The following is a 24943-nucleotide window of genomic DNA, read 5'->3' on the forward strand; positions in this document are numbered from 1 at the left end:
GATGTCGCGACCGGCCGTCTTGCCTGCGTCGCCTGCCTCATGGCCGCCAACGCCCTCAACAATCCAGCCTAAGCTTTCGTCCTCAAACAGGCTCTGAGCATGAGACGGACGAAGCCGACCCTGTGCAAGAGGCGGTCGGTCATGCGCGAAGCGGATCCCACAGCTCTGCCGCCGTCGGCGCGCTCACCCCACCATCCGCCGCATGACGGCGGTGATCTCGTGCTTCTTGTAGGGCTTGGTGAAGAACACGCCGCGGGCCGGCAACTCGTCGCTCCGGAGCAGCCGTTTGCCCGAGACGATGATGAGTTCGATGGGCGGCCAGCGGTCCCGGACGGTCGCGGCGAACTGCATCCCGCTAAGGCCGCCGGGCATGTCGATGTCCGTGAACACGACGCGGATGTCGGGTCGGCTCTCCAGCACGCGAACCGCCTCGACCGCGCCCGCGACGTCGACCACGTCGAAGCCCGCGTCCTCGACCAGATCCACCGCCATCAGGCGCTGGAGCGGTTCGTCCTCGACCACGAGCACGACGGGCCGCATCGGCGGCGTTCCCTGACCCAACCGGACCTCCTTCAAGAATGCTGCAACTGGACGAGGGGCGCGCGCATCGTCGCCTGGAAGCCGGACGGCGGGTAACGAAGGTCCACCCCGCCCGTTCCCACGAGCCCGAGGTGGATCAGCCGCGAGCCGAAGCCCTTGCGCCCGCTGTTGACGGGCGGCGTCGGCGGCGGCCCGCCCCGCTCGGTCCAGTCGAGCGACACCTCGCGCGCCTCGCCCTCGCCCGCCAGCTGCCACTCGACCGCGACCCGTCCGTCGGGCACCGACAGCGCGCCGTACTTGGCCGCGTTCGTCGCGAGTTCGTGAAGGAGGAGCGACAGCGAGAGCGTCGCGCGCGGCCCCAGATCGAGTTCGGGACCGGCGAGGTCGACGCGGTCGCCGTGTCCGGCATTGGCCAGCACGGCCCGCATCACCTCCCTGGCCGGCGCCGCCGCCCAGCTCTGGCGCAGCAGCACGTCGTGGGCCGACGAAGGCGCGTGGATGCGGCGCTCGAACGCCTCGACGGGCGCGCGCTCGGGCACCGTGCGCAGCGTCTGGGTGGCGATGGAGATCACCATCGCGAAGGTGTTCTTGAGGCGGTGCGAGAGTTCCTCGTTGAGCACGCGCTGGTCGGCTTCCGCCTGGAGGCGGGCCACCGCGCTCTGCACGCGGTCGGCGACGGTGCGCACGAAGGCGAGGTCGTCCCCGGTGAAGGGGTGATGGTCGGCCCAGTTGACGAAGGCGATGCCGACGAGGCGGCCGCGCTCCAGGATCGGCACGTTGAGCAGCACCCGCACGCCGATGGCCAGCAGCGCCGCCGCATTGTCCCGGGTGCGCGGGTCGCGCGTCACGTCGTCGATGGCGACGACCTCGCCGCGCTTGAGGTCTTCGATGTAGGAGCCGTAGGTGCGGAAGCCGTGCCGGCCGGCGACCGACACGGTGTCCGGCGCGTGCCAGTCGGTGAGCACCTCGACCGTCTCGCGCGCGGCGTCGACGAGGCCGTAGCCGGCGCGGGTGGCGTCGTTGACGCGGGCCAGGATGCCGGCGGCGGTTCCGACGAGCGCGGGCACGGTGTCGAGGTCGCGCAGGCGCTCGCCGAGTTCGAGCAGCGCGTCGCGCCGCGTGTCCGCTTCGACGCGGGCGGTGACGTCCAGGAAGATCATGCCGAACCGCTCGGACCCGAGCGGGAAGGCGCGGCCCTCGTACCAGCGCCGCAAGGTGCTGACCCGGCGCGTGAACGTCACCGGTTGCCCGCTCTCGACCACGCCGGCGAACTCGTCGACCCACTCGTCCTCGACGCCGGGCAGGACCTCGCGCAGGGTGCGGCCGACGATGCACGCGGGGTCGAGCCCGACGAGGGGCCCCCAGGCCGCGTTGACGTCGACGTAGCGCCAGTCGGTGATCCGGCCCGCGTGATCGCGCACGACTTCGCCGACGAGGAAGCCCTCGCTCAGCCGCTCGAACAGGCCGCGCCAATGCGCTTCGCTCTCGGCGAGGCGCGCCTCGGCCGTCTTCCGGTCGGTGATGTCGACGGCGGTGCCGGAGAAGCGCACGGCCGCGCCCGCCGCGTCGTGGGTCAGCTGCCCCTTGCACTCGACCCAGCGCAACGCCTCGCCGGGGATGGCCAGGCGGTACTCGACCCCGAACGGAGCCCCCCGCTCGAAGGTGTCGCGGATGCGGGCGCGCAGCGGTTCGACGTCCTCGGGGACCACGAACGCCTGGAACTGCTCCATGGTGAGGCCGGCGGCGGTGCGCGCGACGTCGAGCCCGTACAGGCGCGCGAAGCGGGCGTCGCCGTGCAGGAGGTCGGTGTCGACCATCCAGTCCCACAGCCCGACCACGCCGGAGGCGGTCAGCGCCAGTTGAAGGCGCTCCTCGGTGAGGCGCAGCGCCTGCTCCGCCGCGTGTCGCCCCTCGATGTCGAGGACCACGCCGGGAAAGCTCAGCGGCGTGCCGTCCGGACCGTGCTCGACCCGCCCGTTCGCCTCGATCCAATAATAGCGCCCGTCGGCGCGCCGCACCCGGTACTGATGCGCGTAGGCCCCGCCGCGGGCGACGGCCTCGGCGATGGCCGCCGCCAGCCCGGACCGGTCGTCGGGGTGGACGGTGGCGACGATTTCGGCGAGCGGGACGCCGTCGCGGCCGAGCGCGAGGTCGAGGCCGAAGGCGTCGGCGAAGGCCTCGTCCGTCGTGAAGCGGTCCGAGGGGATGTCCCAGTGCCACGTGCCGATGATCGCGCCGGCCGCCAGGGCGAGCTGCACGCGCTGGATGTTCGCGCGGGCCAGGGCCTCGCTCTCGCGCAACGCGGTCTCGGAGCGACGCCGCGCCGTCGTGTCGGCGATGAGCATGGCGACGCGACCGCCGCCGGCCGGGAACAGGTGGGCGTCGTACCAGCGCCCGAGCGGGGCCGCCTCGCCCTCGAACCGCAGCGGCTTCCCCGTCCTGGCGACCTGCCCGTAGGCGTCGTGCCAGTGCTGCTCGATGCCGGGGGCGATCGCGTTGGCCCAGCGTCCCACGGCGTCCGACAGCCCGGTGTGACGCTCGAAGGCCGGGTTGGCCGCGAGCACGCGGTGATCGACCGCGCGACCGTCCTCGTCGAACTTCACCTCGCAGACGCAGAAGCCGGCATCGATGTTCTCGAACAGGGTCCGGTAGCGCTCCTCGCTGCGGCGTGCCTCCAGCAGGGCCGAGGCCTGCCGCCCGAGCGCGCGCAGGTCGTCGGCCTGATCGGGCGTCAGCCCGCCGGGCCGGGGGACCGTGTCGATGACGCACAGCGAGCCCACGACATTCCCGTCCGCCAGCCGCAGCGGCGCGCCGGCGTAGAAGCGGATGCCGGGCTCGCCCGTGACCAGGGGGTTGTCGCGGGTGCGCGGGTCGGCGGTCAGGTCGGGGATGACGAGGAGGTCGGGCTGGGCGAGGGCGAGCTTGCAGACCGAGCGGTCGAGGTCGGTCTCGCAGGAGGGGAAGCCGATGCGGGCCTTGAACCATTGCCGATCGACGGCCACGAGGCTCACCAGGGCGACCGGCACGGCGCAGAGGCGCGTGGCGAGGCGCACGAGATCATCGAACCCCTCCTCGGCGGGGGTAGCGAGGATGGCGAGGGCATCGAGTGCCGCGAGGCGCGCCGGATCGGCAACGACGGACGGGTTCATCCCCACCGCTGTCTCCGCTCGGACGTTTGCGGTCAACTGGATTGTCGGCAAGCGAACGGTCGGAGGGCCACGGTGGGTGAAACAGTGGCGGTTGGGCGAGCACATAGCCAACGACGGATCGGCAATCGAAGCGGACGATCGTTAAGTTCGATCAGCCACCCAAAACCCAAAATCGTCGACCGCCGAGAGCGACTTGTCGTGATCTTGGCAAAGCGACGTCCTGTCGTTTGGCTCGGACCGAGGTTTCGCGAGCTTGAGCGATTTCGCGGTCTTGCGAAGGAGCTTACGCATGTCGCGGGGTATCCGGACGAGACCGCCGCGCGGCTCCAGGATGCGCCGCACCAAAAGATGTCGTGCAAGTCTCGTACAGGTCATCATGCCGGCTCGGTGCCGTTCCGGAATGAGAGGCTGTTTGACGATGCCTGACAGTCTTGGGCCCCGCGTCAGCAGAGCGGCGATCTCAGACCAGAGCCCTTCGGCCTGGAAACGGTCGTGCCACGTGCGCACGGTCTCCCACGGACCGAAGTCGGTCGGCAGGTAGCGCCACGGGCAGCCCGTCTTCTCCAGATCCAGGCCGGCGTTGACCATCTCCCGCAGGTCCGCCGTCAGCGGATCGTAGCCGGTCAGAAGCGGCGCGACCGTCGCCCATTGCGCATCCGTCAGGTCGCTCAGGTAGCGACCGCCTCGATCCCGACACGTCTTACGATCTGCGTCCGTCCACATCTGCTTCTCCTCACGAAGCCAACGCGCAACTGTGCCGCCCAGTCAAACAGGCTCTGAGGTGCTGCGAGGCAGCCTCGAAGGAGGGCTCAAGTGTCTCGCGCGATCCCTGGAGGCCTCCTTCGAGGCTCCGCTTCGCTGCGCATCTCAGGATGAGGGGGTTTGGAAAGGGAAGCGGGATCTCCTCACTTCCCGAACCGCTCGAACTTCGGGAAGCTCCGGCTCATCAGCGTGCCGGCCTCGGCGCGGTGGCCGATCCACTTTTCCAGCATGGCGGCGTTGGCGAGCCGCGTCTGGCCCGAGCCGTCGCGCCAGGGAAGGCCCTCGGCGAGCGTGAAGACGCAGGCGTCGGCGAGATGGCTCAGGCGGCAGCGTTGCAGCCGCACGCCCTTGCCGCGGGCGAGTTCGGTGAGTTCCGAGGCCGGGAAGACCAGCATCAGCTTGTCCGAGGAGCAGACCGCGACGTGGTCGCCCTCCGCCGGCACGAGGAGGATGGCCTTGGCGCCCTCGTCGAGGCCGAGGATCGCCTTGCCCTTGCGGGTGTTGGCCACCAGCGCGTCGGAGGGGGCGATGAAGCCGCGCCCGTCGGAGCCCGCGATCAGCAGCTTGCCGTCCGGCTTGTAGGGGAGCGCGGCGACGATCTCGGTGCCGTCGTCGAGATCGACCATCAGCCGCACCGGGTCGCCGAAGCCGCGCCCGCCCGGCAGCTTCGCCGCCTCGATGGTGAACACCTTGCCGTTCGAGGCGAGCAGCAGCAGCTTTTGCGTCGTCTCGCTGGGGAACGACACCTTCAGCGTGTCGTCGCCCTTGAAGGCGACGCCCGACAGGTCGGCGACGTGGCCCTTCAGCGCACGGATCCAGCCCTTTTCTGAGAGAATGACCGTGATGGGCTCGCGCTCGACCATGGCGGCAGTGAAGTCGATGCCGGCGGTGTCCGGTGGGTTCTCCAGCGTGGTGCGTCGCTTGCCCAGCTTGGTGTCGGGCCCGAAGGTCTTCTTCACCGCGCGGATCTGCTTGGTGATCTCCGTCCATTGCAGCTTCTCGGACGCCAGCAGGGCCTCGATGCCCTCCTTCTCGGCGCTCAGCGCCTCGAATTCGCGCTTCAGCTCCATCTCTTCGAGCTTGCGGAGCGAGCGCAGCCGCGTGTCGAGGATGGCGTTGGCCTGGATTTCGGTGAGTTCGAACCGGGCCATCAGCGCGGCCTTCGGCTCGTCCTCCTCGCGGATGATGCGGATCACTTCGTCGAGGTCGAGATAGACGATGAGCAGGCCGCCGAGGATTTCGAGGCGCCGGTCGATCTGGCCGAGGCGATAGGTCGAGCGCCGCTGCAGCACGACCCGGCGGTGGTCGACCCACTCGCGCAGGCATTCGGCCAGCCCGATCACGCGGGGGACGAGCCCGCCCACCAGCACGTTGAGGTTGAGCGGGACCCGCGCCTCCAGCTCCGAGAGCCGGAACAGCGATTCCATCAGCATCACCGGATCGACCGAGCGCGAGCGCGGCTCCAGCACGACGCGCACGTCTTCGGCCGATTCGTCGCGCACGTCGGCGAGCAGAGGCAGCTTCTTCTCTTGCAGACGGTCGGCGAGCTTCTCGATGAGGCGGGCCTTCGGCACGCCGTAGGGAATCTCGGTGACGACGATGTTCCAGGTGCCGCGGCCCAGATCCTCCTTGGCCCAACGGGCGCGCACGCGAAAACCGCCGCGGCCGGTGCGGTAGGCCTCGCGGATGGTCTCGGGGCTATCGATCAGGATGCCGCCGGTGGGGAAGTCCGGCCCCTGCACGAAGGTGCAGAGCTGTTCGGAGGACGCCTCGCGGTTCTGGATCAGGTAGAGCGCGGCGTCGCAGAGCTCGGCGGCGTTGTGCGGCGGGATCGAGGTCGCCATGCCGACCGCGATGCCCTGCGAGCCGTTGGCCAGCAGGTTCGGGAAGGCCGCCGGCAGGACGACCGGCTCGTCCTTCTCGCCGTTGTAGGAGGGGCGGAAATCGACCGTGTCCTCGTCGATCCCGTCGAGCAGCAGGCGGGCGACCTCGGTGAGCCGCGCCTCGGTGTAGCGGTAGGCGGCGGGGCCGTCGCCGTCGATGTTGCCGAAATTGCCCTGGCCATCGACCAGCGGATAGCGCTGGGCGAAATCCTGGCTGAGGCGCACCAGCGCGTCGTAGATCGCCTGATCGCCGTGGGGGTGGAAATCGCCCATCACGTCGCCGACGATCTTTGCGCATTTCTTGAACGCGGCGGTCGGGTTCAGCCGCAGCAGGTTCATGCCGTGCAGGATGCGCCGATGCACGGGTTTGAGGCCGTCGCGGGCGTCGGGGAGCGCGCGCTGCATGATCGTGGAGAGCGCGTAGGCGTAGTAGCGCTCCTCCAGCGCCGTCTTCAGTTCGACGCTCTCGATGCCGTCGCCCGGCGGCGGCGGGACGGGCTGGCCCATCGTTCACTCCAAGGCTCATCAGACCGGACGACGACTCTTCGTCGTCCGCCCCCGCGAATGCGAGGCGGCGATCGTTTGCCGGACGCAGCGCGGGCGGCCTCGGCCGTCCGCGCTGCACAAAAGCACCACGAAGAACATAGCACGAACATCGTCACCCCTGGCCAGTGCCGTGTGCGACGAATCGTGCCCGCTCCTCCGGCGGCGCCAGCGCGCGGGGGCGCCAGACGTGCTGATCGAGGAAATACCCCGTCAAGGTAAACCCCTCCCGAACGTCGTGGGCGTCGGGCGTGCGCCAGCCGCTGCCCGGCTGCGCGCGGTCGCGCAGGAACGGCGGGAGCGCCAGCAGCCGGTCGCGGTACGGCTCGCCCGCCGAGGCGCTGACCGCGCGCCCGCTCTTGGGGGAGACGTAGATCAGGGCATCGTTGGCGCCCGTCGCCGCGCATTGCGCGAGGTCGAGCCCGAAGCCAAGGCCGGCCAGCACCGCGAGTTCGAACCGCACCATCAGGGCCGGGGCGATCTCGGGGGAATCGAGATGCTCGATCAGGATGCGGGCGGCCTCGTAGAGATCGGGATGGGGGTCCCGCTCCGGCAGCAGCCGCAGCAGGGCGCAGAGATGGCCGATCCCGTAAAGCGCCAGCCCCGAGCCCATCAGCCGCGACACCTCCGAGCGCAGGGGCTCGACCGTGTAGGCACCGAGCGACGCATCGAGCCGCGCCCGCCACGTCGCGCGGACGAGGTTGCCCGGCTGGAGCACCGGCTGCATCCGCCGCGAGCGCCCGCCATGGACGAGCCCGAGATGGCGCCCGCGCTCCGGCGTCATCAGTTCGAGCACGACCGACGTCTCGCCGTGCCTGCGCAGGCCCAGCACGAGGCCCTCGTCGATCCATTGCATGGGGGGAAGATAGTCTTTTTTTGGATGTTCGGGACGGACCCCGCGCCGTCATCCCGGGGCCGCGAAGCGGAACCCGGGACCCACCCGCGATGCGCGGTGGAAGCTCAGTGTCGCGGCCAGTCGTGGATTCTGGGTTCTCGCCTTCGGCGAGCCCCGGAATGACGGCGGAGCGTCTGTGAGAAGCCTTGGAGGTTCCTCATCCGATTCCTGCGCTTCGATTGCGCCACCGGGCCTGTTTCACGCCCTGCGCGAAACGGCTACGCTTCTTCCGGGGCGGGAGATTCGGCGATGCGCAGCGGCGGCGGGGTGTGGGGCGCGGCAGTGCTCGCGACTTGGCTCGCCGTGTGGCTCGGCGCCTGCACCGCGACGTCGCCGCTGCCTCCGCCCGGTGCGGCGGCTGGTACCCTACGCGAACGCATCGCCGCGCTGGCGCTGGGGCAGGTCGAGTTCGGCTCGGTCTCGCTCTTGCCGGTGCGGCTGGAGCACAGCCGGCTGGCCGGCCCGTTCGAGGATGGCGGGCGGCGGCTCTACTGCGTCAAGACGCGGATGTACGGGCGGACCTTCGGGAAGCCGGAGCGGCCCAAGATCGTGGTGCGCGACGAAGGCGGCGCGCTCAGCGTGCTGCGCGACGAGGACGATGTGTGCGAGGGGCACCGGAGTGAGCCGTTTCCGGAGCTGGATACGGCGGCGGGCGCGCCGGCCTGAACCCTCCCCCCTCTGCGGGGGAGGGTGTCCGCGGAGCGGACGGGAGAGGGGAGCGACGGCGGCGCCTGGCCGCGTTCGACGGTGAATTCTCCGGAAGCGTCGCTCCCCTCTCCCGACCCTCGCCTACGCGAGGCCCACCCTCCCCCGCAGAGGGGGGAGGGATGTGCGGTGGCGGTCGGATAGGCCAATCTCATGGCGGCCTTGAGCCGCCACGGGTTGCGCCGCGCCGCCCGGAATGGTCCGCTCCCGGCCCATGCCTTCCCGTCCCCCCTCCCCTGCCCTCTCCCTCGACCTCATCGCCCGCGCGCACCCCCAGAAGATCGCGGACGACCCATCGGCGCTGGCCCTCCTCACCGACGCGGACATGGCGCCCGACCTCGCGGGGATGCTGGCGCGGCGCCTCGCGCCCGAGGGTGGGCTGTGGGTGTTCGCCTACGGCTCGCTCTTATGGAGCCCGGAATTCGCGTACAGCGAAACACGCGTCGGCACGGTGCGGGGCTGGCACCGGCGGTTCTGCCTGTTGCAGCACCGGTTCCGCGGCACGCCGGAGCGGCCGGGGCTCGTGCTGGCGCTGGAGCGCGGCGGGCTGTGCCGGGGCGTCGCGTTCCGGCTCGACGACGCAGACCCGCACGCGACGCTGATGCCGGTCTGGCGCCGGGAGATGAAGGGCAAGGGCTACGAGGCCCGCTGGGTCATGGTCGCGACGGCGGAAGGCCCGCTGCCGGCGCTCACCTTCGTGGCGAACCGGATGAGCGAGCGCTACACCGGCCGGCTGTCGGACGAGGCGGTTGCCGACAAGATCGCGACGGCCTGCGGGCATCTCGGACCGAGCGCCGAATATCTGTTTCGTACCGCGGAGGCCTGCACGGCGCTCGGCATCCGCGACCGGCACCTGAGGGCCTTGCAAAAACTCGTCGCCGAGCGGCTGGAGCGGCGGGCCGCGGACGGCCCGCCGAAGTGATCACGGCCCGTCGATCTTGTCGCCGAGCAGCGCGATGGCGCGCTGGTAGACGCCGGCCGCGTTCCAGCCCTGGATCGCGGCGAAGTTGGGCTCGCCGGGCTGGTAGCCCGCGCCGCGCTGCCAACCGTGACCTTTCAGGAAGTTCGCCGTCGAGTTCAGGGCGACGGGGGCGCTGTCGAGGCTGCCGCCGACGCCGTAGGTCAGGACGTTCTTCGGCAGGAACTGGGTGTGGCCGACCTCGCCGTGGGCGGCACCGCGGGTCGCCGGGGTGAGGACGCCGGCATCGACGAGCTTGAGCGCGGCGTAGAGCTGGTCTGTGAAGAAGGCCGAGCGGCGGCAATCGTAGGCCAGCGTCGCCACCGCCGAGAGCGTGTTGACGTTGCCCTTCACGGCCCCGAAGCCCGTCTCCATGCCCCAGATCGCCAGGAGCGGGCCCGGCGGCACGCCGTAGCGCTGCTCGATCGAGGCGAAGAGCGCCGCGTTCTGCGCCTTGAGGGCGCGCCCGCGGGAGACGATGGTGTTGCCGCCGCGCTTGGCCAGGAACTGGTCGAGGGAGAGCTTGAAGCTCTTCTGGCCGCGGTCGGCCGAGATCGTCGCCGTGGAATAGGACGTGCCCTGGAGCGCCTGCAGGCTCGCCGCGCTCGCCCGGCCGCGGGCCTCGGCGGCGAATTCGTCCTTCCAAGCTTCGAACCCGGCGGCGGTGTTGCCGCATTGCGCGGCCTGCGCGCCGCCCGCCATCGCCGTAAAGCCGGCGGCGGCCACGAGCATCCTGAACCCGCGTCTGGTCATCCCACACTCCTTCGGGCGCTGGGTGTCCCAGCGCCGCAGCCTTCATCGTCGCGCTTCGGGCGCCCCGTGGCGGGAGCGGCCGCCTCATCGGTCGAGGTCAGCCCTTCATCCCACGGTTTCCCGAGAACCGGATACCGGAGGATCACTTAGCTGTGGCGCTCGTGAGGCATGAAAGAGCCGGACGAGACCGATTTTGCGCACAGGGTGAGCGACATCCGACGATTTTCCCCCGACACGGGCCGACGCCCTGAGAACCGGCATGAGGCGTGGACATCCTGCCGGCACCACCGCCCTTTCACAACAATGCGTTGTGCGCTTCAAAAAGCTATGCTGAAATGCATCGTTTCTAATGGGGATACTGAAATGGCAATTGAGGACAGCCTGCGCACATTGTCGGAGCGCATTAAATCGCATTCAAGCGCGATGCTCACGGAGGAAGCCGTGAAGACCGCGGTTGTGCTGCCGTTCCTGGCTGGCCTGGACTACGACGTCTTCAACCCCAACGAAGTCATACCGGAATTCACGGCGGATGCTGTCGGCAAGAAGGGCGAGAAGGTCGATTACGCAATCAAGGTCGATGGTGACATTCGCATCCTCATCGAGTGCAAGCCGATTACGGCCAACCTCGACAAGACGCATCTGTCACAGCTTTATCGTTACTTCTCGGTCACCTCCGCCAAATTCGCGATTCTGACCAACGGCAGGAGTTTTCACTTCCACACCGATCTCGAGGCTCCGAACAAGCTCGACGAACGGCCGTTCTTCGCCTTCGACCTGACCGACGACCATCCTCAGATTGTTGCGGAGTTGCGGAAGTTTTCGAAGGGCGAGTTCAATGTCGAAGCAATCCTACAATCTGCGCACCGCCTAAAGTACACCTCCGCCATAAAAAAGGAGGTTCTCGCGCAGATGGAAGCGCCGAGCGACGATCTGGTGCGGCTGCTGACGGCCAACCTTCAACTTGGAAAGTTCACGCAAGCCGTTCGTGAGCAGTTCACGCCGATGGTCAAATCGGCGTTTCGCGAAATCATTCGCGACTCGGTGAAATCGATGCTGTCGAACGCACTCGATACGACCAATCGCCTTCAAGTTGCCGAACCGCTCACCGACGTCGATGAGGAAGAGATCGTCACGACGGAAGAGGAGCGCGAAGGCTTCATGATCGTCCGCGCCATCGTGCGGGAGGTTATCAAGGCCGATCGCGTCATCATGCGCGATCAGAAGAGCTATTGCGGCATCCTGATCGACAACAACAATCGCAAGCCGCTCGCCCGGCTGCATTTCAACCGGGCGATCAAGTATGTGGGGTTGTTCGACGGCGAGAAGGAGGAACGCGTCCGGATCGACAGCCTCGACCACATCTACGATCTGACGGAACGTCTGCGGGCGACGGCCCGCTTCTATGCCGAGGGCGGCTCCCGCAAGGCCGAACCTCCGTCGGCCCCTGCGAACCAGGGCTGATCCGGCCCAACAGGGATCACCAACGCTTTTCCGAGACAAGCTCGCCGAAGACCAAAGCCAACCCGCCTGAAGTCCGGGTTTCGAAAGGACGAGTCCTTTCGCGGGTCCAGGGCAGAGCCCTGGTTTGAAGGGATGCCGGGGCTCTGCCCCGGCGCCCCGCCAAAGGGATGATCCCTTTGGAATCCACGAAGTCTTCAGTTCATCTCCACTTGGACCACGCCGGGCACCGCCCGCAGCGCGCCCGCGACCTGGGGCGTCGCCTGATACCGGCCCGGCAGCTTGACCTCGACCTCGCGCTCGCCGCCGTCGAGGATGAGGATCAGCGAGACCTCGCCCTCGCCGCGCAGCGACAGCTGCTTGTGGACGGAACCAATCGGGCGGTCGTCGCGCAGGTAGATGCGCATGCCCTTCTGATGACGGGCGGCGGCTTGGTCCAGCGGCTCGGCGGTGGTGATGCGGGCGCGCACGTCCTCGCCCTCCAGATTCGCCTGAAGGGTGAGCACCAGCGGGCGGCCCGGCTCGAGGATGTCGCGGTACTGGTTGAGCCCCTCGGAGAAGATGATCGCCTCGAAATGGCCGGTCTGGTCCGAGAGCGTGACGATGCCGAGCTTGTTGCCGCTCTTGGTGCGCCGCTCCGAGCGGTCGAGCACCGAGGCCGCCACGCGGCCCACGTTGGCCGAGCCCGCCCGCACCGCCCGGCCGAAATCCGCCCAGGACTGGACGCGCAGCTTGTCGAGGATCTGGCCGTACTCGTCGAGGGGATGGCCCGAGAGGAAGAAGCCGATGGCGTCGCACTCGCGCTTCAGCTTGTCGGTGAGCGTCCAGAACTCGTGCGGCGGGATGCGCAGGGAAACGTCGGCGGAAGCGACGCCGCCGAACATGTCGACGATGCCCGAGGTCTCGGCCTCGGCCGCGCCCTGCGCCATCTTCATCATCGGCTCGACCGCGGCCCAGGCGCGTGCCCGGTCCGGCTCGATGCAGTCGAGGGCGCCGGCCGCGATCAGGTTCTCCAGCGTGCGCTTGTTGACGTGGCGCGGGTTCAGGCGGCGGGCGAAGCAGGCCAAATCCTTGAACGGCTTATCCCCGCGTGCGGCCACGATCGACTCCACCGCCGCGCGGCCGACGCCCTTGATGGCGGCGAGCGCGTAGAGGATGCGCCCCTGCTTCACGTCGAAGACGACGCCCGAGGTGTTCACGGACGGCGGCTCGACCGTGATCTTGAGCCGCTGCGCGTCCTGGCGGAATTCGGCGAGCTTGTCGGTGTTGTCGATGTCGAGCGTCATGGCCGCGGCCAGGAACTCGACCGGATGGTTCGCCTTGAGGTAGGCGGTCTGGTAGGTCACCAGCGCGTAGGCCGCCGCGTGGGACTTGTTGAAGCCGTAATCGGCGAACTTGGCCAGGAGGTCGAAGATCTCGTTGGCTTTCCCTTCCGGGATGCCGCTCGCCTCGCAGCCTTTCACGAAGCGGTCGCGCTGGGCGTCCATCTCCGCCTTGATCTTCTTGCCCATGGCGCGCCGGAGCATGTCGGCCTCGCCGAGCGAGTAGCCGGCCAGGACTTTCGCGACCTCCATCACCTGCTCTTGGTAGACGATGATGCCGAAGGTCTCCCGCAGGATCGGCTCGAGCATCGGGTGCGGGTACCAGCTCGCCTCGTTGCCCGCGTCGCGCCCGAGCTTGCGCTCGCAATAGACCGGGATGTTGGCCATCGGGCCCGGCCGGTAGAGCGCCACGAGCGCGATGATGTCCTCCAGCCGGTCGGCCTGCATCTCGCACAGCGCCTTGCGCATGCCGGCGGATTCCACCTGGAACACGCCGACCGTCTCGCCGCGGCCCATGGGGATGTATGTTTGCTTGTCGTCCAGCGGAATTTGGGCGAGATCGACCTCGATGCCGCGCTGCTTCAACAAGTCGGTGCAGCACCGAAGCATGGTGAGGGTCTTGAGGCCCAGGAAGTCGAACTTCACGAGGCCGGCCTGCTCGACCCACTTCATGTTGAACTGGGTCACCCGCATGCCCGTCTTCGGGTCTCGGTAGAGCGGCACCAGCTCTTCCAGCGGGCGGTCGCCGATCACCACGCCGGCGGCGTGGGTCGAGGCGTGGCGGTGGAGGCCCTCCAGCTTCTTCGAGATTTCCATCAATCGGGCGACGATGGGTTCTTCCTCGATCGCCTGCTGGAGCTTCGGCTCGCCCTCGATCGCCTGCACGAGCGTGACGGGGTTCGCCGGGTTCTGCGGCACGAGCTTGGTCAGCTTGTCGACCTGCCCGTAGGGCATCTCCAGGACGCGGCCGACGTCGCGCAGCACGCCACGGGCGAGCAGGGTACCGAAGGTGATGATCTGCCCGACCTGCCGCTCGCCGTAGCGCTGCTGCACGTAGCGGATCACCCGCTCGCGGCCCTCGACGCAGAAGTCGATGTCGAAATCCGGCATCGAGACGCGCTCGGGGTTGAGGAAGCGCTCGAACAGCAGGCCGAACCGGAGCGGGTCGAGATCGGTGATGAGGAGCGACCACGCCACCAGCGAGCCCGCGCCCGAGCCGCGGCCCGGCCCGACCGGGATATCGTGGTCCTTGGCCCACTTGATGAAGTCCGAGACGATGAGGAAGTAGCCCGGGAACTTCATCTTGACGATGACGTCGAGTTCGAACTTCAGGCGCGCCCGGTAATCGTCTTCAGTGAAACCCGGCGCGGTGCCGTGCTGTTGCAGGCGCAGCTCCAGCCCGGCCTCGGCTTGGCGGCACAGTTCGGTCGGCTCGTCGGCGGCGACCGCCTCGACCGGCGCGTCGGCGGCTTCGGCCAGCACCTCGGCCATGGGCGCGGCCTCGCCCGCCGCCACGGCCCCGAAATTCGGCAGGATGGGTTTGCGGGTGCGCACTCGAACGGCGCAGCGCATGGCGATCTCGACCGTCGCGGCGAGTGCGTCCGGCAGATCGCGAAACAGCTCCAACATCTGTGCGCGGGTGGTGAAGGCGTGGCGCGGGGTCAGCCTCCGGCGGCGTTCGTCCGAGACGAGGCGGCCGTCCGCGATGGCGAGCAGCGCGTCGTGGGCGCCGTAATCGTCGGGCTTGGCGAAGAACGGCTCGTTCGTCGCCACGAGTCCGAGCCCGTGGCGGTCGGCGAGCCGCAGCAGCTCGCGCTCGACCGCCCGCTCGTCGTCGAGGCCGTGGCGCTGGACCTCGACATAGAGCCGCTCCTCGCCGAACGCCCCCTTCAGCACCTCCAGGCGCCGCGCCGCCTGATCGACGCGACCCGCCCGAAGGCAGGTGTCGAGCGGCCCGGTGAGGCCGCCGGTCAGGCCGATCAGGCCCTCGACGTTGCCCTCCAAAGCGGAGACCGCGACGTTGGGCGCCGCGCCCAGCGGCCCGTCGAAATAGGCGCGGCTCGCCAGCCGCAGCAGGTTGCCGTAGCCGGTCTCGTCCTGTGCGAGCAGCACGATGTTGGCGCACGCCGCCTGCGGCATGCGCGCCATCGGATCGGGTGCCTCGAAGCAGACGGTGAGCTGGAGGCCCGCGATCGGCTGGATGCCGGTGCCCGCGGCCTTCTCCGAGAATTCGAGCGCGCCGAACAGGTTGTTGGTGTCGGTGAGCGCCAGCGCCGGCTGTCGGTCGGCGGCGGCCGCCTTGACGATGTCGGCGACCTTCACGCCGCCTTCGAGCAGCGAGTAGGACGAATGGACGTGGAGGTGGACGAAGCCGACTTCTTTGAGGGTGCGCAACGGCGAACTCTTTTTGAGCCGCCCTTTAAGAGCGGCCTGACTCGAAGCCCGGCAGGATCCGGGCTCGGGCTTAAAGAGTCGACCGGGCGAGGGTCCATTGATCGCGATATCCACCGACCGTCGCCCCTTGGCACCACTTCCAAGGCGGCATGCCGCCGATCGCCCTTCCACGATCGCTTTCCTGTGTGCAACCGCTCCGGCGCAGGAACAAATAGCGCTCGGACGCGAACGGTTAGTGAATCGGCGCCAAGGCTACCGCCCACAGCGCGACCGCGCCGAACAGCATGCCGAAGGCGGTGAACTCGACGAGGTTGGTGAGGAACCCGCGCTTGGTCATCTGCTCGCTCTCTGGTGATGGAGCGAGTTTTGTTCCTGTTTTGTTCTTTGTAAAGCGGGGAAATGTCAGGTCGTGGCGGGATGGTGAAGAATGTGTTGCCGGAGCCACGGTCGCAGCAGCCGGCCGGCCTCACGCCACCTGCTCGATCATCCCGTCGCGGATCGTCACGCGCCGGTCCATGCGGGCGGCGAGCTCCATGTTGTGGGTGGCGATCAGCGCCGCGAGCCCCGAAGCGCGCACGAGCTGGAGCAGGATGCTGAACACCCGGCCCGAGGTCTGCGGGTCGAGGTTGCCGGTGGGCTCGTCGGCGAGCAGCAGGCGGGGCCCGTTGGCGACGGCGCGGGCGATGGCGACACGTTGCTGCTCGCCGCCCGACAGTTCGGCCGGGCGGTGCGGCAGGCGCTCCTTGAGGCCGAGGAAGCCCAACAGTTCGGCGGCGCGGGCCTCCGCCTCCTTGCGGCCGAGGCCGCGGATGAGCTGGGGCAGCACGACGTTCTCCAGCGCCGAGAACTCCGGCAGCAGATGGTGGAACTGGTAGACGAAGCCCATCTCCTCGCGCCGCAGCCGGGTGCGCTCGCCGTCGGACATCGAAGCCGTCGGCTGGCCGCCGATATAGACCTCGCCGCCGTCGGGCCGCTCCAAGAGGCCGGCGAGGTGGAGCAGCGTCGACTTGCCGGCGCCCGAGGGCGCCACCAGCGCGACGAGTTCGCCCGGCCAGATGGCCAGATCGGTGCCGCGCAGGATCTCCAGCGCCCCGTCCCGTTGCGGGTAGCGGCGCTCGACGCCCGAGAAGAACAGGGCCGGCACCGGCTGCGCGGCGTCGGCTTGCGTCTGTGCCATGGAGATTCCGTCAGCCGTAGCGCAGGGCCTGCACCGGATCGAGCCGGGCGGCGCGCCAGGAGGGATAGAGGGTCGCGGCGAGCGACAGCAGGATCGAGGTGACGACGATGATCGTGACCTCGGTGGTGTTCATCTCGGCCGGGATCTCGGCGAGGAAGCGCACGGTCGGGTCCCAGGCGCCGGGAAACAGCGTGCGCTGGATCGGCTTGATGTTGAGGGTGAACAGCACCCCGCCGATGAGCCCGATCACCGTGCCGACGAGGCCGATCAGCGCGCCGTTGATGAGGAACACCCGCATGATCGTGCCGGGCGTCGCCCCCATGGTGCGCAGGATCGCGATGTCGGAGGACTTGTCGCGCACGAGCAGGATCAGGCCGGAGATGATGTTGAGCGTCGCCACGATGACGATGAGGTTGAGGATGAGAAACATCACGTTCCGCTCCACCTCCAGCGCGCCGAAGAAGGTGCGGTTGGTCTGGCGCCAGTCGGTCAGCAGGATCGGGCGCTCGGCGGCGAGTTCCAGCGGCTCGCGCATCTCGGCCACCGTGTCGGCGTCGTCGAGATAGATCTCGATCAGGCTGACGTCGCCGTCGCGGTTGAAGAAGGCCTGCGCCTCGGTGAGCGGCATGAAGGCCATGGTGGTGTCGAAATCGGTGACGCCGATCTCGAAGATCGCCTTCACGGTGTAGCTCTTCGAGCGCGGGGCGGTGCCGAACGGCGTGCTCGCGCCCTTGGGCGTCTGCAGCGTGACCTGATCGCCCGCCTGGAGCCCGAGGGAATCGGCGAGCCGCCGGCCGAGCGCCAGCCCGGTGCCGTCGTCGAAGCCCTCCAGCGTACCGCTCTTGATGGCGGTGGAGACGGCCGGAATCTTCGCGAGGTCGGCCTCGCGCACGCCGCGCACCAGCACGCCGGAGCCGCCATAGGGCGAGGAGGCGAAGGCCTGCCCCTGCACCATCGGCACCACGGCCCGCACGCCCGCGACCTTCTCCAGCCGCTCGGACAGATCGACGTAGTCGGTGAACAGCTTGTCGATCGGCGCGGCGAAGACGTGGCCGTTCAGCCCGATGATCTTCGAGCGCAATTCGGTGCGGAAGCCGTTCATCACCGAGAGCACGATGATGAGGGTGGCCACCCCCACCGCGATGCCGAGCACCGAGAACAGGGCCACCACCGAGACGCCGCCGCCCCGGCGCCGGGCGCGGAGATAGCGGCCGGCGATCAACCATTCGAAGCCCGCGAAGGGCCGCGTCGAGGCGCTCGCCCGCGCCTTGCGCAATCGGGCCCAAGTGCCCTTCAAAGCGCCCTTCCAGTCGCTAAGCGCGAGCGCCATCCGCGTCCGCCTCAGACGCGCCGCAGCCGGGCGGGCAGATCGACCGGGTCGAGCGTCTCGCGCTCGCCCGTGGCGCGGCGCTTCAGCTCGATCCTGCCGTCCGCCAGACCCTTCGGGCCGACGATGACCTGCCAGGGCAGGCCGATCAGGTCGGCGGTGGCGAACTTGGCGCCGGGCCGGTCGTCGCGGTCGTCGTAGAGCACCGACATCCCGGCGGTCTCCAGCGCGGCCTGGATCTCGGCGCAGGCGGTGTCGCAGGAATTGTCGCCCACCTTGAGGTTGATCAGCGCCACGTCGAACGGGGCGATGGCGTCCGGCCAGATGATGCCGGCCTCGTCGTGGCTCGCCTCGATGGTGGCGGCCACCAGCCGGCTCGGGCCGATGCCGTAGGAGCCCATATGCACCGGCCGCTCCTGCCCGTCGGGGCCGGTGACGACGGCCTTCATCGGCGTCGAGTACTTGGTGCCGAAATAGAAGATGTGGCCGACCTCGATGCCGCGGGCGGACAATCGCGAGGCCTCCGGCACCTCGGCGAAGGCCGCCTTATCGTGCATCTCGTCGGTGGCCGCGTAATGCGAGGTCCAGGCATCGACCACGCCCTGAAGACCGGCCACGTCGTCGAAATCGACGGAGGGCGGCGGCACCGGCATGTCGAGATAGGCGCGGTCGCAAAAAACCTCGCTCTCGCCGGTGTTGGCCAGGATGATGAATTCGTGGCTGAGATCGCCGCCGATCGGGCCGGTGTCGGCGCGCATCGGGATCGCGCGCAGGCCCAGCGTCTCGAAGGTGCGCAGGTACGAGACGAACACCTTGTTGTAGGAGTGGCGTGCGGTCGCCTGATCGAGGTCGAACGAGTAGCCGTCCTTCATCAGGAACTCGCGCGAGCGCATGGTGCCGAAGCGCGGGCGCACCTCGTCGCGAAACTTCCACGAGATCTGGTAGAGGTTCTTGGGCACGTCCTTGTAGGAGCGGGCGCTGGCGCGGAAGATTTCGGTGACAACCTCTTCGGCGGTCGGCCCGTAGAGCAGGTCGCGCTCGTGGCGGTCCTTCAGGCGCAGCATCTCCTTGCCGTAGGCCTCGTAGCGCCCGGACTCGCGCCACAGGTCGGCGGCCTGGATCGTCGGCATCAGGATCTCGACGGCGCCCGCGCGGTCCTGCTCGGTGCGGATGACCTTGCAGACCTTGTCGAGCACGCGCAGCCCCAGCGGCAGCCACGCATAGATGCCCGCGGCCTCCTGGCGGATCATGCCGGCGCGCAGCATCAGCCGGTGCGAGACGATCTCGGCTTCCTTGGGCGTCTCGCGCAGGATCGGCAGGAAGTAGCGGGAGAGACGCATCTTTCGACCTTGAACGGATAAGCGCGGCCGGCGGCAGGAGACGGGCCGGCGCGCGAGGCACACAACACATTGCGCCCGCAAAACACAAGCGGTGACGGACCACAGGCCAGGCGGGGGATGGCTTCCTTCAGCAGACCGTCATTCCGGGGCGCGAAGCGAACCCGGAATCCACGACTGGCCGCGCGGCATCGTTCTAGCGCCGCGTCGTGGGTGGATTCCGGGCTCCGCTGCGCGGCCCCGGAATGACGACCGTGGAGGTGGCAAACAACGTGCGCGCAGCCCTTTTCGGCCCACCGGAGGGCAGTTTGCCGCAAGGTCGGCAAAAAAGCGCTGCGAACCGTCTCCGGGCTGATGACAAAGGGAAATCTTGTTCCTATAAGCACCCCGCGATGGTCGCCGCCCGACGAGGCAGCGCACGGTCCGAGTCTCGGGAGGAACAAGCAGCCGCCGCGCCGCAAGAAATGCGCGAGATAAAGCTAGGTTGCAAAACACTCGATTGTTTCAAAGCAAGGCCTCGTGCCTTGCTTTTTGTTTTTCGGGCCCTGCCGTAGGATTTCGCTATTCGGCGGGGAGCGCGGCCGGGCGGCCCAGGGCGTCGCGGGCGTGGGCCAGGGCGAACCCGGCGATGCAGAGGTAGCACAGGGCGGGCAGCGCCAACGCCACGGCGAGGCCGAACCCGTCGGCCAGCGCACCTGTGGCGACTGGCACGATGGCGCCGCCGACGATCGCCACGCAGACGATGCCGGCCCCCTGCGCCGTGCGCTCGCCCAGGCCCTCGATCGCCAGCGCGAAGATCGTCGGGAACTGGATCGCGTTGGCGAGCCCCACCGCGATCAGTGCCCAGCCCGCGAGCGTGCCGGTGCTGGAGGCCGCCAGCACCGCGAGCCCGGCCGCCACGAGCGCGACGGCGCAGAGCGCCGCCCCCGGCCGGACCACCCGCAGCACGAACGAGCCGACGATCCGCCCGGCCAGCGCTCCGCCCCAGTAGAAGCTCAGCAGGTGGCCCGCCTGCTCCGGGCTGGCGCCGAGCACCCGCGGCTGCTCCAGCCAGCTCACCATCAGCGTGCCGATGGCGACCTCGGCGCCGACATAGAGGAAGATCGCCGCCGCCCCCAGCGCGAGGCGCGGGACTTTCAGGAGATCGAGCCCGAGCCCGGCCGGGCCGGAATCGTGCGCCGCGCGCTCCTCCCGCACCCGGCGGCGCAGGAACCAGAACAGGATCGCCAACGCGCCCAAGCCCGCGGCGATGACGAGGAAGGGCGTGCGCACCACGTCGGCCTCGGCCTGCCGGGCGACGGCGAGCGCCGCCGGATCGGTGCCGGTCGGCGTGACGGTGTGGGCCAGGATCGTCCAGGCGCCGATCACCGGGCCGATTGTGGTGCCGAGCGCGTTGAAGGTCTGGGCCAGCGTCAGCCGGCTCGACGCCTGGGCGGGATCGCCGAGCCGCGCCACCAGGGGGTTGGCCGCGACCTGCAGCACGGCAATGCCCGACGCCATCACGAACAAGGCGAGCAGGAACATCGGAAAAAGCCCGCTCCGCGCGGCCGGCGCGAACAGCAGGCAGCCCGCGGCCATCACCACGAGGCCGACGACGAGGCCGCGCATGGCACCGATCCGCGTCACCATCGCGCCCGCCGGCAGCGAGATCAGGGCGTAGGCTGCGAAGAAACAGAACTGGGTGAGCGTCGCCTCGGTGTAGCTCAGGTCGAACAGGCTCTTGAGCTTCGGCGTGACGATGTCGACGAGGACGGTGGCGAGCCCCCAGGCGAAGAACAGGGCCAGCATGAACGGCAGGAGCCACGTGTTGCCGCCGCCCTCGCCGTCGGCGGACGCGCGCGGCCCTGGCATCATCGCGGCCATGGCGCCTCTCCCTGTCGGCTTCCGGTCTTCGCCGGCTGCGTCGGAACAGGGTGCGGGCGCGCTCCGGCGCCTGTCAACGCGGCGCGTGGACCGTCCCCGACACCGCGATGGGCGGTGCGTTCACAGCCTCGCGAGCGGGAAGACCAGGATCGCGGCCATGAAGGCGCCGCCGGCGAGCAGCGTCGTCAGCAGCGCCTTCTCGCGCAGGCGCGGCAGGGCGGGTGCGCCGGGGTCCTGCCCCGGCACCAGCCGCTGCGGATCGGCCTCCGCCGCGTTGCCGAGCGGCAGGATCGCGAACAGGAAGGTCCACCACAGGACGAAGTAGAGGGCGAGCGCGCCGAAGACCGTCAGCGCGAACCCCTTCACCGCCACCGCCACCAGCACGGCGACGAGCGCGGCCACCGTGAGGAGGGTCAGCGGCGTCGAGGCGGCGATGGTGCGGAGGGGGGTCATGGCTTACCGTTTTTGCGGATCGCGCGCCGCGTATCTCCCTCCCCCCTCTGCGGGGGAGGGTGGCCCCCGAAGGGGGTCGGGAGAGGGGAGCGACGGTGCCGGAGATGACTGGTCGACGGCGGCCAAGCGGAGCCGTGGTTCCCCTCTCCCGCCCGCTCCGCGGGCACCCTCCCCCGCAGAGGGGGGAGGGTTTCGGAGTGAGCTCTTAGACTTGCTCCAGTTCGACCAGCGTCCCGAGAAAATCCTTGGGATGCAGAAAGATCACCGGCTTCCCATGCGCGCCGATCTTCGGCTCGCCCGTGCCCAGCACACGCGCGCCGGCCGCCTTCATCTGGTCGCGGGCGGCGAGGATGTCGTCCACCTCGTAGCAGACGTGATGGATGCCGCCGGCCGGGTTCTTGTCGACGAAGCCCTGGATGGTCGAGTTCTCGCCGAGCGGCGACATCAGTTCGACCTTGCTGTTGGGCAGTTCCACGAAGACGACGGTGACGCCGTGCTCCGGCTGCGGCAGCGGCTCCGTCACCTTGGCGCCGAGCGTGTCGCGGTAGACCGCGGTCGCCGCGTCGAGGTCCTTCACCGCGATGGCGACGTGATTGAGCCGTCCGATCATTTTTTCGAATCCTCCCTGCCATTGGCGTTCCCCTCCCCCTTGCGGGGAGGGGTGAGGGGTGGGGGTGGTGCAGGAGGCACCGCTTCGCCCCATTCTGCACTACCCCCACCTCCGGCTCCTCCCCGCAAGGGGGAGGAGGGAATGCTCACACCTCGACCACCTGCACGTGGCAGGCGGGCTTCTTGCCCCAGGCCTCGTTGACGGCGGAACGGATGGCGCGGTCGACGGCGTTCTCGACGGCTTCCGAATCCTTCATCTTGCCGCGCGGCAAATTGCCGAGCGTGCGGTTCACCGTGTCCACCACGGTGTCGAGCAGGGGCTCGCCGCTGCGCCCGCGGTTGGGCAGGCCCATGATGTCCACCGCCGGCTCGCCGACCACCATGCCACGGTCGTCGATGGCCAGCGCCACCGAGACGATGCCGGTCTGAGACAGCTTGCGCCGCTCGGGGATCGCCCGGTCCTTGTGGTCGATCAGGACGTTGCCGTCCTTGTAGAGCCGCCCGGCGCGGACGTGCTCGATCACCTCGGGCTTGCCCGGAGCGAGGCGTACGACGGCGCCGTTGCGGGCCTTCACCACCGTCTCGACGCCCTGGCCGCGGGCGAAGCGGGCATGCTCGTCGAGATGCAGCGCCTCGCCGTGGACCGGGATCACGGCCTTGGGCCGGGTCCAGCCGTACATCGCCACCATCTCCTCGCGCCGGGGATGGCCGGAAACGTGGACGAGTTCGGTGCGGTCGGTGATGACCTCGACGCCGGACTCGATCAGGTCGTTGATGATGGCGCCGACATCGCGCTCGTTGCCCGGAATCGCGCGCGACGAGAAGATGACGCGGTCCCCCGCGGTCAGCGAGATCGCCGGATGGTCGTCGCGGGAGACCCGCGACATCGCCGCCCGCGGCTCGCCCTGCGAGCCGGTGAGCAGGCAGACCAGCTTGTCGCGCGGGATGTGGCCGTAGGATTCGGCGCCGCGGAACTCCGGCAGGCCGTCAAGGTAGCCGCATTCGCGGGCGACGTCGATGACCCGGTCCATGGCGCGCCCGACCGCGATCACCTCGCGGCCGCAGGCCTGCGCGGCTTCCGCCACCGCGCGGATGCGGGCGACGTTCGAGGCGAAGGTCGTCACCGCGACGCGGTGGGGCGATTCCTGGATGATGCGCCGGAGCGTGGCCGAGACCTCGGACTCGCTCGGGGAGCGGCCCTCGCGCAGCACGTTGGTCGAATCGCAGACCAGCGCCAGGATGCCCTCGTCGCCGAGCGCCTTGAAGGCCTCCGGCGAGGTGGTGTCGCCGGCCACCGGCGTGTCGTCGAGCTTCCAGTCGCCGGTGTGGACGACGAGGCCGAACTCGGTGCGGATCGCCACCGCGTTCGATTCCGGGATCGAGTGGGCGACCGGCACGAACTCAATGTCGAACGGGCCGACGACGACGCGCTTGCCCGGCTTGATCTCGCGCAGGTCCACCTTGGGCGCGCCGGGCTCCGAGAGGCGGCGGGTTTCCAAGAGCTGCTTGGCGAAGCGCGTGGCGTAGACCGGCACCTTCAGGCGCGGCCACAGCTCGGAGATCGCGCCGATATGGTCCTCGTGCGCGTGGGTGATGAAGATGCCCAGAAGGTCTTTCTTGCGCTCCTCGATGAAGGTGAGGTCGGGGAACATCAGGTCGACGCCCGGCAGTCCCTCCTCACCGGCGAAACCCATCCCGCAATCGACCATGATCCATTTGCGTTGCCGCTCGGGACCGATCCCGTAGAGGCCCGCGTTCATGCCGATCTCGCCCACGCCGCCGAGCGGCACGAAGACGAGCTCGTCCTGCCGTGTCGTCATCTTGTCGTCTATCCAGTCTCAGGCCGCCGTCGCGGCTCTTCCGAAATGCACCTCGCCCGCCGTCACGGTTCGTCGTGTTCCGTCCGGGGCGAGGATCACGAGCCGCCCCCCCTCGTCGATCGTGTCAAACGTGCCCGACAGTACCGTCTCCGCGGTTCGCACCGACACGGGAGCACCCACCCCCGCCGCGCGCTCCAGCCAGAGCTGCCGGATGTCTTGGAATCCGCGCCCCTTGTTCCAGATCCGGGCCGCTTCGACAAATCGTTCCGTCAAGGATTCGAGCAGAATGGGCGCATCGACCGCATGCGCGGGGCGAAGGGCCGCGGCCGGATAGGGCAAATCTTCGGGAGCCGCGGCGACGTTGACGCCGAAGCCGATGACGACCGCGCGGCGCCCGCCGGGGAGCTGCTCGGCTTCCAGGAGGATGCCGGCGAGTTTTGCGCCGTCCATGAGGACGTCATTGGGCCATTTCAGGCGGAAATCCGCAGCAGCATCCCCTCTCCCCGCGCGCGGGGAGAGGGCTTCGGCGACCTCGTCGTCGCCGAAGCAAGGCGGCAGCCGGGGGTGAGGGGGCGCATCAGGAAGAGGCTCACCCCGAAAGGCCCCCTCACCTTCGCTACCGCTCGCCGCGACGACGACAGGGTCGTCGCGGCCCTCTCCCCGCGTGCGGGGAGAGGGGGCTTGTAATCGGCACACATCCCGGATGGCATCGACCAGCGCCACGCCGGCCACGAACCCCAAGGTCGCGACCATTTCCGGCGCCACGCCCTGAACCGGCCAGAGCAACGTCGCGAAAAGATTGCCCTCGGGCGATTCCCAGACATTGCCGCGCCGGCCCCGGCCCGCCTCCTGAAGCTGCGTCGCGACCCAGAGCGGGCCGGTCTCGCCGTCGCGGGCGCGGGCGAGCGCCTCGGTGTTGGTCGAGCCGAGGCGGTCGTAGCTGTGCAGGCGGTGGCCCTCCGCGCGGGCCGCCGGGCTGAGCCGGAAGCTCATGC

At 69.2% G+C, this 24943-nt stretch carries 17 protein-coding genes and 1 pseudogene; 3 read left to right on the forward strand and 15 right to left on the reverse strand.

What is annotated here, in order from left to right; genetic code table 11:
• Positions 1–183: 183 nt before the first annotated feature.
• The 5 genes and pseudogenes from HNR00_RS14355 to recO form a co-directional block, all read right to left on the reverse strand.
• Positions 184–540 carry a response regulator gene (locus tag HNR00_RS14355; RefSeq protein WP_183570435.1) on the reverse strand — a complete coding sequence of 119 codons (357 nt, stop codon included), beginning with the start codon at positions 538–540 and terminating at the stop codon, positions 184–186.
• Between the two features lie 32 nt (positions 541–572).
• Complete coding sequence (locus HNR00_RS14360) at positions 573–3689, reverse strand: PAS domain-containing protein (protein WP_183570437.1); 3117 nt, start codon at positions 3687–3689, stop codon at positions 573–575.
• A gap of 429 nt (positions 3690–4118) precedes the next feature.
• Positions 4119–4412, reverse strand: a pseudogene (locus tag HNR00_RS14365) (transposase); the annotation flags it as partial.
• 182 nt (positions 4413–4594) lie between these two features.
• Positions 4595–6841 (reverse strand): DNA topoisomerase IV subunit A, encoded by a 2247-nt coding sequence (gene parC / locus HNR00_RS14370; RefSeq protein WP_183570439.1) that lies wholly within the window; start codon positions 6839–6841, stop codon positions 4595–4597.
• A 151-nt stretch (positions 6842–6992) separates the two neighbouring features.
• A complete protein-coding gene (gene recO, locus HNR00_RS14375) occupies positions 6993–7733 on the reverse strand; it encodes a DNA repair protein RecO (RefSeq protein ID WP_183570442.1) in 741 nt (246 codons plus the stop codon).
• A 288-nt stretch (positions 7734–8021) separates the two neighbouring features.
• Between recO and HNR00_RS14380 the strand changes: the two genes are divergently transcribed.
• Both HNR00_RS14380 and HNR00_RS14385 read left to right on the forward strand, forming a co-directional pair.
• The gene (locus tag HNR00_RS14380; protein ID WP_183570444.1) at positions 8022–8438 is read left to right on the forward strand and encodes a hypothetical protein; all 417 of its coding nucleotides are present in this window, start codon (positions 8022–8024) and stop codon (positions 8436–8438) included.
• A 253-nt stretch (positions 8439–8691) separates the two neighbouring features.
• Positions 8692–9399, forward strand: a complete 708-nt coding sequence (locus HNR00_RS14385; RefSeq protein WP_183570446.1) for a gamma-glutamylcyclotransferase — start codon at positions 8692–8694, stop codon at positions 9397–9399.
• Here HNR00_RS14385 and HNR00_RS14390 read toward each other — a convergent pair whose 3' ends face one another.
• The gene (locus HNR00_RS14390; RefSeq protein ID WP_183570448.1) at positions 9400–10188 is read right to left on the reverse strand and encodes a lytic murein transglycosylase; all 789 of its coding nucleotides are present in this window, start codon (positions 10186–10188) and stop codon (positions 9400–9402) included. It lies immediately after the preceding gene.
• A 363-nt stretch (positions 10189–10551) separates the two neighbouring features.
• Between HNR00_RS14390 and HNR00_RS14395 the strand changes: the two genes are divergently transcribed.
• On the forward strand, positions 10552–11649 hold the full coding sequence (locus HNR00_RS14395) for a type I restriction endonuclease (RefSeq protein ID WP_183570450.1): 1098 nt from the start codon (positions 10552–10554) through the stop codon (positions 11647–11649).
• Positions 11650–11843: 194 nt separating this feature from the next.
• Here the strand turns inward: HNR00_RS14395 and dnaE are convergent, their stop codons facing one another.
• The 9 genes from dnaE to HNR00_RS14440 all read right to left on the reverse strand — a co-directional run bounded on the left by dnaE (position 11844) and on the right by HNR00_RS14440 (position 24941).
• The gene (dnaE, locus tag HNR00_RS14400) at positions 11844–15362 is read right to left on the reverse strand and encodes a DNA polymerase III subunit alpha (protein ID WP_183570452.1); all 3519 of its coding nucleotides are present in this window, start codon (positions 15360–15362) and stop codon (positions 11844–11846) included.
• A 466-nt stretch (positions 15363–15828) separates the two neighbouring features.
• Entirely contained in the window at positions 15829–16539 is a 711-nt protein-coding gene (locus HNR00_RS14405; protein WP_183570454.1) for an ABC transporter ATP-binding protein, read from the reverse strand.
• 10 nt (positions 16540–16549) lie between these two features.
• Complete coding sequence (locus HNR00_RS14410) at positions 16550–17869, reverse strand: lipoprotein-releasing ABC transporter permease subunit (RefSeq protein WP_183570456.1); 1320 nt, start codon at positions 17867–17869, stop codon at positions 16550–16552.
• Positions 17870–17880: 11 nt separating this feature from the next.
• The gene (proS, locus tag HNR00_RS14415) at positions 17881–19206 is read right to left on the reverse strand and encodes a proline--tRNA ligase (protein ID WP_183570458.1); all 1326 of its coding nucleotides are present in this window, start codon (positions 19204–19206) and stop codon (positions 17881–17883) included.
• A gap of 558 nt (positions 19207–19764) precedes the next feature.
• A complete protein-coding gene (locus HNR00_RS14420) occupies positions 19765–21066 on the reverse strand; it encodes a sugar MFS transporter (protein WP_183570460.1) in 1302 nt (433 codons plus the stop codon).
• A gap of 120 nt (positions 21067–21186) precedes the next feature.
• The gene (locus tag HNR00_RS14425; RefSeq protein WP_183570462.1) at positions 21187–21519 is read right to left on the reverse strand and encodes a DUF1467 family protein; all 333 of its coding nucleotides are present in this window, start codon (positions 21517–21519) and stop codon (positions 21187–21189) included.
• Between the two features lie 205 nt (positions 21520–21724).
• A complete protein-coding gene (gene mce / locus HNR00_RS14430; RefSeq protein WP_183570464.1) occupies positions 21725–22129 on the reverse strand; it encodes a methylmalonyl-CoA epimerase in 405 nt (134 codons plus the stop codon).
• A gap of 145 nt (positions 22130–22274) precedes the next feature.
• Positions 22275–23948: a ribonuclease J gene (locus tag HNR00_RS14435; protein ID WP_183570466.1), complete on the reverse strand. Its 1674-nt coding sequence runs from the start codon at positions 23946–23948 to the stop codon at positions 22275–22277.
• Positions 23949–23966: 18 nt separating this feature from the next.
• Positions 23967–24941, reverse strand: coding sequence for a biotin--[acetyl-CoA-carboxylase] ligase (locus HNR00_RS14440; protein ID WP_183570468.1), 975 nt, complete (start codon positions 24939–24941; stop codon positions 23967–23969).
• Positions 24942–24943: the final 2 nt, after the last annotated feature.

Source organism: Methylorubrum rhodinum, assembly GCF_014199935.1.
GTDB lineage: Bacteria > Pseudomonadota > Alphaproteobacteria > Rhizobiales > Beijerinckiaceae > Methylobacterium > Methylobacterium rhodinum.

What these genes read in the sequence shown, in the direction of transcription:
- HNR00_RS14420 (WP_183570460.1), bottom strand. Translation starts at nt 21,066, where the DNA reads ATGGCCGCGATGATGCCAGGGCCGCGCGCGTCCGCCGACGGCGAGGGC.
- HNR00_RS14395 (WP_183570450.1), top strand. Translation starts at nt 10,552, where the DNA reads ATGGCAATTGAGGACAGCCTGCGCACATTGTCGGAGCGCATTAAATCG.
- parC (WP_183570439.1), bottom strand. Translation starts at nt 6,841, where the DNA reads ATGGGCCAGCCCGTCCCGCCGCCGCCGGGCGACGGCATCGAGAGCGTC.
- HNR00_RS14360 (WP_183570437.1), bottom strand. Translation starts at nt 3,689, where the DNA reads ATGAACCCGTCCGTCGTTGCCGATCCGGCGCGCCTCGCGGCACTCGAT.
- HNR00_RS14355 (WP_183570435.1), bottom strand. Translation starts at nt 540, where the DNA reads ATGCGGCCCGTCGTGCTCGTGGTCGAGGACGAACCGCTCCAGCGCCTG.
- HNR00_RS14390 (WP_183570448.1), bottom strand. Translation starts at nt 10,188, where the DNA reads ATGACCAGACGCGGGTTCAGGATGCTCGTGGCCGCCGCCGGCTTTACG.
- HNR00_RS14385 (WP_183570446.1), top strand. Translation starts at nt 8,692, where the DNA reads ATGCCTTCCCGTCCCCCCTCCCCTGCCCTCTCCCTCGACCTCATCGCC.
- mce (WP_183570464.1), bottom strand. Translation starts at nt 22,129, where the DNA reads ATGATCGGACGGCTCAATCACGTCGCCATCGCGGTGAAGGACCTCGAC.
- HNR00_RS14405 (WP_183570454.1), bottom strand. Translation starts at nt 16,539, where the DNA reads ATGGCACAGACGCAAGCCGACGCCGCGCAGCCGGTGCCGGCCCTGTTC.
- HNR00_RS14410 (WP_183570456.1), bottom strand. Translation starts at nt 17,869, where the DNA reads ATGGCGCTCGCGCTTAGCGACTGGAAGGGCGCTTTGAAGGGCACTTGG.
- HNR00_RS14380 (WP_183570444.1), top strand. Translation starts at nt 8,022, where the DNA reads ATGCGCAGCGGCGGCGGGGTGTGGGGCGCGGCAGTGCTCGCGACTTGG.
- HNR00_RS14435 (WP_183570466.1), bottom strand. Translation starts at nt 23,948, where the DNA reads ATGACGACACGGCAGGACGAGCTCGTCTTCGTGCCGCTCGGCGGCGTG.
- proS (WP_183570458.1), bottom strand. Translation starts at nt 19,206, where the DNA reads ATGCGTCTCTCCCGCTACTTCCTGCCGATCCTGCGCGAGACGCCCAAG.
- recO (WP_183570442.1), bottom strand. Translation starts at nt 7,733, where the DNA reads ATGCAATGGATCGACGAGGGCCTCGTGCTGGGCCTGCGCAGGCACGGC.
- HNR00_RS14440 (WP_183570468.1), bottom strand. Translation starts at nt 24,941, where the DNA reads ATGAGCTTCCGGCTCAGCCCGGCGGCCCGCGCGGAGGGCCACCGCCTG.
- HNR00_RS14425 (WP_183570462.1), bottom strand. Translation starts at nt 21,519, where the DNA reads ATGACCCCCCTCCGCACCATCGCCGCCTCGACGCCGCTGACCCTCCTC.